Here is a 13,048-nt window from a genome sequence, read left to right on the forward strand (position 1 = left end):
CCGGGTGCCACCACACCCGAACCGCCCCGTCCAGGTGCCACCACACCCGAACCGCCCCGTCCAGGTGTCACCACACCCGAACCGACCCTCCCTTCGCGAACACCGGGCTGGTCGCGTCCGCCGGCGGAGCGGCGAGCGGCTCGGCGAGCTCCGCCACCGTGGGGCCCACCTTTGCCGCGATCCCGTCCAGGTAGGCCAGGTCGAAGCCGTACACGCGGGCCGCGTTGCCGCCGACCATCGCGGCGATCTCCTCCGGCGGCAGGCCCGCGTACGCGATGCGCAGTCCTTCCCTGGAGTAGGGGTGAGTGCCCTCGTCGTGCGGGTAGTCGCTGCCCCACATGATCTTGTCGAGGCCGATGCGGTCCCGCAGCGGCACCTCGTGCGGGCGCATGAAACTGGCGCCGACGAAGCAGTTGTCCCGCCAGACCTCCGAGGGGCCCTTGCCCATCGCCCCGGCCAGTCCCGCGCCGAACTTCGACTCGGCCGTCGACGCCTTCGTCGCGGCCGCCACCAGCCTCCCGTGGTAGTAGTCCAGCATGTCGAGCACCCCGGGGATCCAGCCCGAACCCTGCTCGGTCAGCACCAGTCTCAGGTCCGGATGGCGGCGGAACGCCCCACCGAAGATCAGGTGCCACAACGCGCGGTGCGAGAACCAGGTGGTCTCCACCATGAAGACCGCCCGGGCGGCCGGTTCGTCACCCAGGGGCGGCGACGCCGAGCCCGCGTGGTGGTTCACCGGCACGCCCAGCTCCGCGCAGACCGCCCAGATCGGGTCGTACGCCGACGAGTGCAGCTCGGGCAGGCCCGAGCCGGGGGGTGTGCCGGGCAGCAGGAGGCCGCCCTTGAGGCCCGCGTCGGCGCACCGGCGGATCTCGCGCACGGCCTCGTCCACGTCGTTCAGGAGGATCTGGAACACGCCCGCGCGGCGGCCCGGCGCGGCGGCGCAGAAGTCCGCGAGCCAGCGGTTGTGTGCGCGCAGCCCGGCCCACCGCCGCTCGAACTCCTCCGCCGTCGGCGCGGGCGCCATCAGGGAGGCCGACGGGAAGAACGGCGGGATGGTGTTGGGGAAGACCACCTCCGCGACGATTCCGTCCTCCTCCAGCTCCGCGAGGCGCCGCCCGGAGTTCCAGTTCTTGTCGGCCGTGTCGGCGAGCAGATCCTCGTAGGGATTGACGTACGTGGCCGCCCACGCGTCGAACGCGTCGTGGTGCCGCCGCTCCAAGTACGGCCTGTAGTCCAGGAGATCGGCGCCCGCGTGGCAGTCCGCGGAGATCACCGTGTAGCGGTCGGTCATGATGTGGCTCCCAGGACCGGGAAGTCGTGGTCGGTCAGCCAGTGGCGGCCCACCTCGCGCGAGCGCGCCCAGGACGCCTCCACGGCCGTCTGGTCGTCGCTCTGGCCGAGGTCGGCCGGTGTCGGGCCGATGCGCCGGGCGAGCGGGGCGAGCTGGTCGACGTCGAAACCGAAGACCTCCGCGGCCGCCAGGCCGAGCATGCGGCGGGTCTCCTCGACCGGGATGTCGTGGAAGGTTTTCGCCAGCCACGCGCGCGTGTCGGGCCAGGTGCCCTCCGGGTGCGGGAAGTCGCTGCCCCAGAGGATGTTGTCGACGCCGATCTCGTACCGCTGGGCCAGCTCGCGGCGCTTGGTGTTCGTCGCGCAGATGAAGACCTGGCGGTCCAGGTACTCGTGCGGGGGCCGTTTCAGCTCCGCGAAGGGCGACAGCTTCTTGCCGCCGTGCGCGCCCAGGTAGAGCCGGTCCATGAACCACAGGAGGTTCGGCAGCCACCAGCAACCCGACTCCGCCACACCGAACCTGAGGCCCGGGTGGCGTTCGAAGACGCCCGACCAGAGCAGGAACCACAGGGGCCGCGCGGGCCACCAGGTGACTTCGGAGACATAGATCCCCAGATGGTCGCCGTACTCGTGCCGCGGTGCCGCGCCCGAGTGGGTGACCACCGGCATCCCGCACTCGGCGGCCGCCGCCCACACGGGGTCGTAACGACTGTCGTGGTACGGCTCCTTGTCGACCCACATGGAGGGGATCATCAGGGCGCCGAGGCCCGACTCCTTGGCGCGGTACACCTCGGCGACCACACGCGCCGGTTCGGCCGTGACGGGCAACAGGGCGACCCCGCAGTGTCGTTCGGGGTTCTCCCCCACGAACTCCGCCAGCCAGCGGTTGTGCGCCTGCGCGCCCGCCATGCCGAGCTCGGGGTCCTGGTCGCCGGAGAGGCCGAGCCCCACGCCGAAGGGGGCCGCCGTGCGGCTGTCCACGGCGTCCGCGTCCGGGAAGACGACCTCGGCCGCCACGCCGTCGCCGTCCAGCTCCTTGAGGCGCTGCGCGGTGTCCCAGCCGCCGCGCAGGCCTTCCTCGTTGTCGTGGAACCACTTGTCCGCGAACGCCTCGTTGCGGATGCCGAGCCGCGTCATCTCCTCACGGCGCCGGTCGCGGCCCGCGAGGAAGTCGTCGAAGTCGCGGTGGAACCGGGGGTCCAGATAGGGCCGGTACTCCTCGGTGGGGAGCCCGGCGTGGCAGTCGGAGGAGATGATGAGGTACGGGTCCTGGTCGGTCATCGCACACACCTCGGTTCAGTCCAGGATGAAGTTCTCCAGGTACGACGGGTTGGCCCGGTCGAGCATCGACCGCGACCGTGCCCGGATCTGCCGGTCGCTGTGCTCACTCTCGGGCAGCAGCCAGAAGCGGTCCTGCCGGATCCCCTCGGCGACCAGGTCGGCGACCTCCTCGACCGGCGTGAACCGCACCTCGTGGCCCGCCTCCTTCATCGCGGCCTCCCACTGGCCGAGGCTGCGGTAAGGGGTCTTCCTGGGCCGCTGTTTCGCGTACCGCGAGGGCCGGTTGCGGTGCGACTCCCACAGGCCCGTACGCAGCATGTGGGGCCCCGGGAAGAGCACGGACGCGCCCACGCGCGCGTGCTCCGCCTTCAGGTGGGCGTACAGCGACTCGGTCATCGTCACCACGGCCGCCTTGGTGACGGCGTACACGGAGGCGGTGGGCAGGGGCGCGATACCGCCGTCGCCCGAGGAGGTGTTGACGACGTGGCCGGGCTCTCCGCCGGCGATCATCCGTGGCACGAACGCCTGGATGCCGTGGAAGACACCCCAGACGTTGACGGCGAACGCCCACTTCCAGTCGTTCGGATCGTGCTCCCACATGCGGCCCTCGGCACCGGAGCCGACACCGGCGTTGTTGCACAGGACGTGCGCGGCGCCGTACTTCTCATACGTCTCTGTGGCCAGCGCCTCCACCTGTTCGCGCTCCCCGACGTCCACCACGCGCGCGTGCACGTCGGCGCCGTCCTCGCGCAGTTCGGCGGCGGCCTTCTCCAGGGCGCCCTCCTCGACGTCCGCGAGGACCACCTTCAGACCGTCCGCCGCGAACCGCCGTGCCATCGCGAGCCCGATGCCGCTCGCCGCCCCGGTGACGACGGCGACCTGCCCTGCGCGCAGCTCCATCACACGCTCCCCTGGGGAGGCCCGTCGAGGATCTGCTGCGGGTCGTCGTAGCGCTGGTGGAGGTACGGCAGCAGAGCCTCGGCGCTGACGCGTTCGACGACCTTGCCCCTCTGGTCGGTGGTCTTCTCGCCGATGGTGATCTCGACGAGTGCGCGGACCGGCAGGTCGGCGACCGGGTCGTACATCGACTCGCGCAGGACGACGTCTCCTGTGATCCGCTCCAGCTTGCGCACCTTCTCGTTGCGCAGACAGTGCACGAGGACGGGGTCGGCGTCGAAGCCGGAACCGTCCACCGCGGGAAGGAACTTGAAGTAGAAGTCGGTCTTCTGGACGGGCTCCGGCAGGGGCAGGGCGCCGCTCACCGCGCCGCGCACCTCGACGAACGCGATGCCGTGCCGGGCGAGCGCCGCGCGGACGACGAGTCCGTCGCGCTCGACCGTCACCTCGCCGAGCTTCTTGGGCTCCCCGAACACCTCACGGCCGCCGATCAGCGCCCGCTCGTGAGTCATCGGCATGACCAGCGGATACCAGCCCTCGACGCCGTCGTGCGCGGCGGCGACGGCGAACGAGCCGGCGCCCAGCGGGTATCCGGGCAGCTCGACCTTGCTGATGTTCACCCGCACCAGGGGCCGCCCGGTGGGTTTCAGCGGGGGCGGCAGGACCGCCGCGACCGCGTCCGGGTCGCTCTCCCAGACGGCCACCACGCCGGTGGACCAGATGTCGGGGAGCTTGGAGCTCGCGGTGCGCGCGGCGGCGATCTCCGCGTCGGTCCGCGCGCCGTACCTCACTCGTGCCATGTCGTACCGCCCTTCGCTGATGGGCCGTCAGGAGGTGGTCTGTAACAGAGTTACAGCAGAGTCCGCGAAGGGTAAACACCCGTGCACGACACGGACTTGGGAGCACCATGGCGAGACCTTCGCTCACCCGCGACGAGGTCCTGGAGACCGCCGCCGGAATCGTGAAGCAGCACGGGCCCACGGCCCTGACGATGCGCAGGCTCGCCGCCGAGCTGGGCACCGCCGTCACCTCGATCTACTGGCACGTCGGCAACCGCGAGTCGCTGCTCGACGCGCTCGTCGAGCGGACCGTCGCCGACCTGGGCGAGATCCGCCCCGCCGGGCGCACGCCCGCGGGCCGCATCGTGTCGGTGGCCCGTGCCCTGCGCCGACAGCTGCGCGACCGTCCGCACCTCGTCGCGATGGTGCACGAACGCGGCCTGACGGAGCGGATGTTCCTGCCCGCGCAGCAGGCCCTGGTGCACGAGGTGCACGGGGCCGGACTGCGCGGTGCCCGGGCCGCCGAGGTCGTACGGGCCGTGCAGGTCCAGGTCGTCGGCTTCGTCCTCGTCGAGCGCAACCGGGAGCGCGCGCCCACGCAGCGGCCCGGCGAGGAGGAGTTGTGGGACGCGGAGACCGCGGAGGGCGACCCGGGCCTGGCCCGTGCGCTGGCCCGCCCGGTCGACCCGGAGAGGCTGTTCGTCACGTCCGTACGGGCGTTGGTCGACTCGCTGCTGGCGCAGTGACCCCACGCCCTGGCTTCCCAGCGGCCTGACCGCGTGGAAAATATTCGGTGGTCCGCGCCTCCACCCTCTGCCTAGACTCCGTGATCGCGGGGGCGGCTCCGCAAGCGTGCTTCCTTCTCCTTTCTTCCGATGAACCCGTAGCGCGCTCACTCTCCGCCCCCGCCTCACACACATTCCGGGGGGAATCCGTTTGTCCGTGCCGTCGTCCGTGCTGTCGTCCGTGCTGTCGTCCGTGCTGCTGCGCCGACTCCGTACCGTCTACGTCGACCAGGCAGGACCGCGCCCGGGCGACCCGTCGACGGCCGAGGGCCTCACCGCCCTGGAGGCCGAGCTGCTCGACCGGGGATTCGCCCCGTCGGCATCGCTGCGCGCCGCGCTCGCCTGGCTCGGCCCCGCCGGACTCGCCGATGCCGGCGGCTCCCTGATCCGGGCGATCGACGCGGAACTGGGCGCCGACCGCACGCACATGCCGCTGTTCCGCAGCTTCCCCGCCTCGGTTCCCGACGACACCGTCGCGCTGTACGTCGACCGCGTCTTCACCCTGCTGCTCCAGTGGCCCGCCCAGCCGTGCGTGCTGTGCGGCACCGTCGGCAGCGTGCAGCCCGTATCTCCCTGCGCCCACCTGGTGTGCCGCACGTGCTGGGACGGCGCCGAGTACTCCGGCTGCCCGATCTGCCATCGGCGTCTCGACCGCGACGACCCGTTCCTGAAGCCGGCCGAGCCCCGCCGTCGGCACGAACTGCCCACCGGACCACTGAAGTTGCTCGCCCTCGGCACCGACAGGACCGCCGACACGACGAAGGCGCTGCTCCAGCTGCTGGCCCGGCGTACGCCGCTGCCGCCGCAGGACCGCGAGGACGTGAAGCTGCTGCTGGCGCACGCGGCCGCCGCGCCGGCCTGGATGCCCGAGGAGATCCCGGTCCGCGAGACCAAGGCGCTGGTCCTCGGCAGCCTGCTGCTGGACCGACGGACGCGCGAGACGGTGCGCCCGCTGCTCGACGTACATCTGACCACCGCGACCGATGTGCTGCGGCTGCTGCACGTGTGGTCGGGCGGCGAGGCCGACCTGATCGAGCCGCGGCGCTTCCGTTCCCTGCCGCGCGCCCTGCGCCGTCAACTCCTCGCCCTGCTGGACGGGTTCGAGGCGGCGGCGCTGGTCGAGGACGTGCTGCGGCATCCGGTCGCCTGGAAGCGGGCCGCCGAGATCCTGCATCCGTACGAGGAGCACGCCCGCCACCCGAAGGCCGCTCTCGCCTTCGCCGTGCTGCGCGCCACCGACACCTCCGCCACACCGCTCGGCGAGGCGTTGCTGCGTACGGCGGCCGCGTACCCGCAGGCGGTGCGCGTCGACGGCACCCGCGTCAGGGCCGACACCTGGGGCACCCGCACCGAACAGGCCCTGCGCGAGAAGGACCTGCCCGCCGCGCTCGCCCTGCTGGCCCAGCGCCCGGGCGAACTGCTGCGCAGGCTCGACCACGTACTGCGGCTGCACGAACTGGCGGATCGGCCGGACGGCTTCGCCGAGACCCTGCGGCGGGTGCTGCCCAAGGCCGGTCCCGGCCCGCTGCTCGCGGCGCTCGGGCGGCTGCGCGTCCGTCATCTCCCCGGCGAGCGGCGGGTGTTCTTCCCGCGCGGCCAGGTGACGCACTCCTTCACCGTCGACGACACCCGGGCCCCGCTGGCCGAGCAGGTCACCGAGGGCGTCTGCGCGCTTCTGGAGGCGGAGGCCCTGCGCCGTCTGTCGGATGCCTCCCGCTTCGACGTCGCCGTCCTCGACGCGGGCCTCGCGGGGCTGGCGGTCCCCTCCGTCGAGCGGGCGTCCGCCAAGGCACTGGTCTCGGTGCCGCGCGGCAGCAGCCAGCCACTGCCCGAGGGCGAGATCCTGCGGCTCTTCCTGCACTGGACCCAGCCCGACAAGACACGTGTGGACCTCGATCTGTCCGTCGCGCTGTACGACGAGGACTGGACGTTCACGGGCGTGTGCGACTACACGAACCTCGTGTACGGGGAGCGGGCCGCCGTCCACTCCGGGGACCTCACCTCGGCCCCGGCACCCGACGGCGCGACCGAGTACGTCGACCTGGACCTCACCTCGCTCGCCGACGGCCGTGTGCGGTTCGCCGTGCCCATCGTCTTCAGCTTCAACAACGTCCCCTTCGAGCGGCTCCTCGACGCCTTCGCCGGCTTCATGGCGCTGCCCTCGAAGGACGGCCGCGACGCCTCGTACGACCCCCGGACCGTGCGCCAGCGCTACGACCTGGAGGGCGAGTCGCGCATGCACGTCCCGATGCTGGTCGACCTGGAGCGCCGCACGTTCCTGTGGACGGACCTGCACATGCCGCCGTCCGAGGGTTTCCACAGCGTGCACCGGCACAGCGGCGACCTCGGCCGGGTCGGCAAGGACCTGTTCCAGTACTTCACCTCCGGGCGTACGACGTTGTGGGACCTGGCGGTCTGGCACGCGGCGGCGCGGACGGACGAGGTCGCGGTGGTCCGTCGCGTCCCGGGGGCCGAGGAGCTGTGGCACTACCGGCGCGAGGAGGGCGAGCCGGACACGGCGTTCGCGGCCCGCGTGCGTGCCCTGGATCCCCCTCAGGCGCGACGCCCCGCCGAGGACGCGGAGACGCTGGCCGCCAGGAGGCACGTACTGCTCGCCCTGGTACACGGGGGCGTCGCCCCGCAGGAGGCGACCGGCGCCGTGTACCGGCTGCTGCCCGGACCGGTGGACGGCTGCGGACTGGAACCGCTGACGGCGGGGGACCTCGTGGCGGCACTGGGCTGAGAGCCGGTGGTGGCGCCGGGCCCGAAGCCGGGTGCGGCGTCAACTCCGGGACCGTGCGGCGTCATTGCGATGTCCACGCGCGCGTGGCCATGTCCGGGGCCCTGGGAGTCCCGCGTTCCGGGAAGGCGACCGGCGGGCTGTCAGTCGGGGCCCGTATCCTCAGTGACCATGCTCGAAGACCTCACGACCGCAGCGCCCCCAGCCTCCTGGCCGGCCGCGTATCCGCAGGGATACGCGGTCGTTGACGTGGAGACCACAGGGCTGGCGCGCGACGACCGGATCATCTCGGCCGCCGTCTACCGGCTGAACGCGCGCGGTGAGGTCGAGGACCACTGGTACACGATGGTCAACCCGGAGCGGGACCCGGGCCCCGTCTGGATCCACGGCCTGACGAGCGAGATGCTCGAAGGGGCCCCGCTCTTCCCGGACATCGCCGAGGAGTTCGCGGCCCGGCTCGCCGACCGCGTGCTCGTCGCGCACAACGCGGTCTTCGACTGGTCGATGATCGCGCGCGAGTACGCGCGCGCGGAGCGCGAGGCGCCGGTGCGTCAGCGGCTGTGCACCATCGCGCTCTCCAAGGAACTGGGGCTTCCGCTGCCCAACCACAAGCTGGAGTCGCTGGCCGCGCACTTCGGGGTCGTACAGCAGCGGGCGCACCACGCGCTGGACGACGCGCGCGTGCTGGCCGAGGCGTTCCGGCCGAGCCTGCGGGCCGCCGTGAGCAAGGGTGTACGCCTGCCGCTCCTTGAGTGCCGGCCGCTGAAGGAGTGGTCCGACAGCGCCGCCACGCCACGGATCGGGCGGCAGTCCGGCGGTTACCCGTCCGGCGGTTACCCGTCCGGGGGCGGCTACCCGTCGGGGAGTTGGCGGCCCTCCCGCAAACGCCCCGCATGCCCCTATCCCAACCCAGGCCGTTATGAAGAGGGCAAAGCGCTCAAGCAGGGCATGCGGGTCGCGTTCTCCGGGGACACGTCCGTCGACCGTGAACTGCTGGAGGACCGCGCCGTCGAGGCCGGCCTGCATGTCGCGACGAGCCTGTCCCGGCTCACCAGCCTGCTCGTCACGAACGACCCGGACTCCAGCACGTCCAAGGTGGTCAAGGCCAAGCAGTTCGGCACGCCGGTCATCGACGAGGCGGCGTTCGGCCAGCTGCTGCGGGACGTGGAGCCCGCGTCGGAGAAGTGATCCGGGGACCGCGGACGGACGTACGGGCGGACCGACAGCCGTGCGGGCTGTCGGCGGACGTACGGGACCGGCAGCCGTGCGGGCTGTCGGCGGACGTACGGGCGGGCCGGCAGCCATGCGAGCGGTCGGCGGACGTGCAGGCTATTGGCGGACGTACGGGTGATTGCCGGGCGACTCGCCCGGCACCCGCTCGCCCGCGCCGCGTCGGCACCCCACCCTGTGGCGCATGGCGAGATGTGAAGTCTGTGGCAATGACTACGGCATGACGTTCGAGGTGCACGCGCAGGGCGCGGTGCACGTGTTCGACTGCTTCTCCTGCGCGATCCACCGGATGGCGCCCATCTGCGAGCACTGTCGCGTCCAGATCATCGGCCAAGGGGTCGAGGTCGAGGGCCACTGGTTCTGCGGCGCGCACTGCGCCCGCGCGGAGGGGCAGGTGGGGATCATCGACAAGGTCTGAGCCGCGCTGTCCCCGGTACCAGGCGTCGGCACGGCCCTCGGCGGGACCCTCCCGTCGGGGGCCGAATCGTGCCGAGTAACGTCAATGGGGTGTACCGCTTCCTGTTGACCCGGCAGTGGGTGATTCTCACCCTTGTGACCCTCGCGCTCATCCCGACGATGATCAAGCTGGGCTACTGGCAGCTGCACCGCCACGAGCACAAGGTCGCACTGAACACGGTGATCTCCGACTCGCTCGCCGCGAAGCCGGTGCCCGCCGAGTCGCTCACCGCGCCGGGACAGCGGATCAAGCACGACGACCTGTACCGCCGGGTGACCGCGAAGGGCCACTTCGACACCGCGCACGAAGAGGTCGTACGCCGCCGTACGAACTCCGACGGCGAGGTCGGCTACCACGTGCTGACGCCGTTCGTCCTGGACGACGGCCGGGTGCTCGTCGTGAACCGGGGCTGGATCCCGGCAGACGGCGCGCAGACCGCGTACCCGAAGATCCCGGCGCCCGCGCAGGGCGAGACCACCGTCACCGGGCGCCTGATGGCCGACGAGACGACCGCGGACAGCGGCATCAAGAACGTCCAGGGCCTGCCCGACCGCCAGGTCATGCTGATCAGCAGCGAGCAGGAGGCACGACGGCTCGGCAAGCAGGTCCTCGGCGGCTACATCGAGCAGACCGCGCCGGAGCCCAAGGGCGGCTCCCCCGAGCTGATCCCCGACCCCGAGCACAGCGACATCGGTCCGCACATGGCGTACGCGATCCAGTGGTGGCTCTTCTCCGCGGGCGTCCCGGTGGGCTGGGTGATCCTGGTCCGCCGCGAACGCCGTGACCGGGCTTCGGCGGCCGTGGCGGAGACCGCGCCAAAGACGGCAACGGCGAGCGTGTAGTCGCGGCGGCGCCGACCGGCCGTCCGCCGGAGGCGGAGATACCCTCGACCCGCCCATCACCCGGTCGGCCCCCGTACCGATTGGTCCCGGCCCCCGCCGGGAACTCGCCCCACGTGCAACGACGCATCGAGGACTACGCGCTCATCGGGGACGAACAGACCGCCGCACTGGTGGGCCGTGACGGCTCGATCGACTGGTTGTGTCTGCCCCGCTTCGACTCCGGGGCCTGTTTCGCGGCACTGCTGGGTGACGACGACAACGGCCACTGGCGACTGGCGCCCAAGGGGGCGGGTCTCTGCACCCGGCGCGCGTACCGCCCGGACACGCTCGTGCTCGACACCGAGTGGGACACCGACGAGGGCTCGGTCCGGGTGACCGACCTGATGCCGCAGCGCGACCGCGCCCCCGAACTCGTCCGTATCGTCGAAGGGCTGAGCGGCAGGGTGACCATGCGCGGCATGCTCCGGCTGCGCTTCGACTACGGCTCGGTCGTGCCCTGGATGCGCCGGGCGGACGGCCACCGCGTGGCGATCGCGGGCCCGGACTCGGTGTGGGTGCGCAGCGAGCCGCCCGTGCACACCTGGGGCCAGGACTTCCGCACGTACTCGGAGTTCACGGTCGAAGCGGGCGACCGGGTCGCCTTCGTACTGACCTGGCATCCCTCGCACGAGCCGCGGCCACCCCTGTGCGACCCGTTCGAGGCGCTGCGCTCCAGCGTCGAGGACTGGCAGGCGTGGGCGGCGCACTGTCGTTACGACGGCCCGTACCGGGACATCGTCGTGCGCTCCCTGATCACCCTCAAGGCCCTCACCTACAGGCCGACCGGCGGCATCGTGGCCGCACCCACCACCTCGCTGCCCGAAGAGCTGGGCGGCGTCCGCAACTGGGACTACCGCTACTGCTGGCTGCGCGACTCCACGCTCACCCTCGGCGCGCTGCTGGAGGCCGGCTACCTGGAAGAGGCCGAGGCCTGGCGCAACTGGCTGCTGCGCGCGGTCGCGGGCGACCCCGCGGACCTGCAGATCATGTACGGCCTCGGCGGCGAGCGCCGGCTGACGGAGTACGAGCTGCCGTGGCTGCGCGGCTTCGCCGACTCGTATCCGGTGCGGGTCGGCAACGACGCCGTGGAGCAGCTTCAGCTGGACGTGTACGGCGAGGTCATCGACTCGCTGTCGCTCGCCCGGCGTTCGGGCCTGCCGTTCAGGCCGCACATGTGGGCGGTGGAGCGCGCCCTGATGGACTTCCTGTCGACGGCGTGGCGGCAGCCGGACGAGGGGATCTGGGAGGTGCGCGGGCCGCGCCGGCACTTCGTGTACTCGAAGGTCATGGCGTGGGTGGCCGCGGACCGCGCCGTGCGCGCCCTGGAGGACGACCCGAGGCTGGGGGGCGATCTGGCGGGCTGGCGCGCGATGCGCGACGAGGTGCACCGGGAGGTGTGCGAGCGCGGCTACGACGCCGAGCGGAACACCTTCACGCAGTCCTACGGTTCGCGCGAGCTGGACGCCTCGCTGCTGCTCATCCCCCGGGTCGGCTTCCTGCCAGCGGACGATCCACGGGTCCTCGGCACGATCACCGCGATCCGCGAGGAGCTCGGCCACGACGGCTTCGTGCGCCGCTACAGCGTCCAGGCCACCAGCATCACCACCGAGAGCACCGACATCATCGCCGAGGGGCCCGGCATCCTTGCCCAGTCGTCCAGCGTCGTCACCGAGGAACATGCCATCGACGGGCTGCCGGGCGGTGAGGGCACGTTCCTCGTCTGTTCGTTCTGGCTCGCGGAGGCGCTGCATCTGACGGGCCGTACGCAGGAGGCCCGCGAGATGTTCGAGCGACTGGTGGGGCTGGCCAACGACGTCGGTCTGCTGTCCGAGGAGTACGACCCCGTCGCCGGCATCCAGCTCGGGAACTTCCCGCAGGCGTTCAGCCATATCGGCCTGGTGGGCACCGCCCTCGCCCTGTTCGGGAGCGAGCAGGCAGGATAGGGACCATGGATCTTGGACTGAAGGACCGCGTGTACGTCGTCACGGGAGCCACCCGCGGCCTGGGCGGCGCCACCGCTCGTGAGCTCGTCGCCGACGGCGCGAAGGTGATCGTGACCGGGCGCGACGAGAAGAACGTCGCCGATGCCGCCTCCGCACTCGGCCCGACCGCGTTCGGGGTCGCCGCCGACAACGCCGACCCGGCGACCGCGTCCCGGCTGATCGCGGCCGCCCGCGAGCACTTCGGCCGCTTCGACGGCATCCTGATCAGCGTCGGCGGCCCGCCGCCGGGGTTCGTCGCCGACAACACGGACGAGCAGTGGTCGGCCGCGTTCGAGTCGGTCTTCCTGGGCGCGGTGCGGCTGGCCCGGGCGGCCGCCGCGGAACTCGGCGACGGCGGTGTCATCGGCTTCGTGCTCTCCGGCTCGGTGCACGAGCCGATCCCCGGGCTGACCATCTCCAACGGGCTGCGCCCCGGCCTCGCGGGCTTCGCCAAGTCCCTCGCGGACGAACTGGGCCCGCGCGGCATCCGCGTCGTGGGCCTGCTCCCGTCCCGCATCGACACCGACCGCTTGCGCGAGCTGGACGGTCTGTCCGCCGACCCGGAGGCCACCCGCGCGGCCAACGAGTCCCGCATCCCGCTGCGCCGCTACGGCGCCCCGGAGGAGTTCGGCCGCACGGCCGCGTTCCTGCTCTCGCCGGCGGCGTCGTACCTCACGGGCATCATGGTGCCGGTGGACGGCGGCATGCGGCACGGGTTCTGAG

11 protein-coding genes are annotated in these 13,048 nt (G+C 72.0%); 7 read left to right on the plus strand and 4 right to left on the minus strand.

Going from position 1 to position 13,048, the window contains the following annotated elements:
* Positions 1-67 precede the first annotated feature (67 nt).
* The 4 genes from ACFVXA_RS32220 to ACFVXA_RS32235 are packed head-to-tail and all read right to left on the minus strand — an operon-like array spanning position 68 to position 4,271.
* Entirely contained in the window at positions 68-1,294 is a 1,227-nt protein-coding gene (locus ACFVXA_RS32220) for an amidohydrolase family protein (protein WP_390028017.1), read from the minus strand.
* Positions 1,291-2,574, minus strand: coding sequence for an amidohydrolase family protein (locus tag ACFVXA_RS32225; protein WP_362027992.1), 1,284 nt, complete (start codon positions 2,572-2,574; stop codon positions 1,291-1,293). Before ACFVXA_RS32225 ends, ACFVXA_RS32220 begins: the two co-directional genes overlap by 4 nt.
* 15 nt (positions 2,575-2,589) lie before the next feature.
* The gene (locus ACFVXA_RS32230; RefSeq protein WP_383745354.1) at positions 2,590-3,474 is read right to left on the minus strand and encodes an SDR family NAD(P)-dependent oxidoreductase; all 885 of its coding nucleotides are present in this window, start codon (positions 3,472-3,474) and stop codon (positions 2,590-2,592) included.
* Positions 3,474-4,271 (minus strand): acetoacetate decarboxylase family protein, encoded by a 798-nt coding sequence (locus ACFVXA_RS32235; protein ID WP_362027986.1) that lies wholly within the window; start codon positions 4,269-4,271, stop codon positions 3,474-3,476. The genes ACFVXA_RS32230 and ACFVXA_RS32235 overlap by 1 nt, the downstream gene beginning before the upstream one ends.
* A 107-nt stretch (positions 4,272-4,378) precedes the next feature.
* On the opposite strand from ACFVXA_RS32235, the gene ACFVXA_RS32240 reads away from it, so the two are divergent.
* From ACFVXA_RS32240 to ACFVXA_RS32270, 7 genes are all read left to right on the plus strand, one after another.
* The gene (locus ACFVXA_RS32240; protein WP_390028019.1) at positions 4,379-4,996 is read left to right on the plus strand and encodes a TetR/AcrR family transcriptional regulator; all 618 of its coding nucleotides are present in this window, start codon (positions 4,379-4,381) and stop codon (positions 4,994-4,996) included.
* Positions 4,997-5,192: 196 nt separating this feature from the next.
* Positions 5,193-7,778 (plus strand): MXAN_6230/SCO0854 family RING domain-containing protein, encoded by a 2,586-nt coding sequence (locus tag ACFVXA_RS32245; RefSeq protein WP_390028048.1) that lies wholly within the window; start codon positions 5,193-5,195, stop codon positions 7,776-7,778.
* Positions 7,779-7,946: 168 nt separating this feature from the next.
* Positions 7,947-8,963 (plus strand): DEDDh family exonuclease, encoded by a 1,017-nt coding sequence (locus tag ACFVXA_RS32250; protein ID WP_384401020.1) that lies wholly within the window; start codon positions 7,947-7,949, stop codon positions 8,961-8,963.
* Between the two features lie 226 nt (positions 8,964-9,189).
* Entirely contained in the window at positions 9,190-9,423 is a 234-nt protein-coding gene (locus tag ACFVXA_RS32255) for a hypothetical protein (RefSeq protein WP_362027978.1), read from the plus strand.
* An 89-nt stretch (positions 9,424-9,512) separates the two neighbouring features.
* Complete coding sequence (locus tag ACFVXA_RS32260) at positions 9,513-10,304, plus strand: SURF1 family protein (protein WP_390028049.1); 792 nt, start codon at positions 9,513-9,515, stop codon at positions 10,302-10,304.
* Positions 10,305-10,417: 113 nt separating this feature from the next.
* On the plus strand, positions 10,418-12,286 hold the full coding sequence (locus tag ACFVXA_RS32265) for a glycoside hydrolase family 15 protein (RefSeq protein ID WP_384023220.1): 1,869 nt from the start codon (positions 10,418-10,420) through the stop codon (positions 12,284-12,286).
* Between the two features lie 5 nt (positions 12,287-12,291).
* A complete protein-coding gene (locus ACFVXA_RS32270; protein WP_362027972.1) occupies positions 12,292-13,047 on the plus strand; it encodes an SDR family oxidoreductase in 756 nt (251 codons plus the stop codon).
* Position 13,048 lies beyond the last annotated feature (1 nt).

The organism is Streptomyces sp. NPDC058246 (assembly GCF_042881985.1).
Classification (GTDB): Bacteria; Actinomycetota; Actinomycetes; order Streptomycetales; family Streptomycetaceae; genus Streptomyces.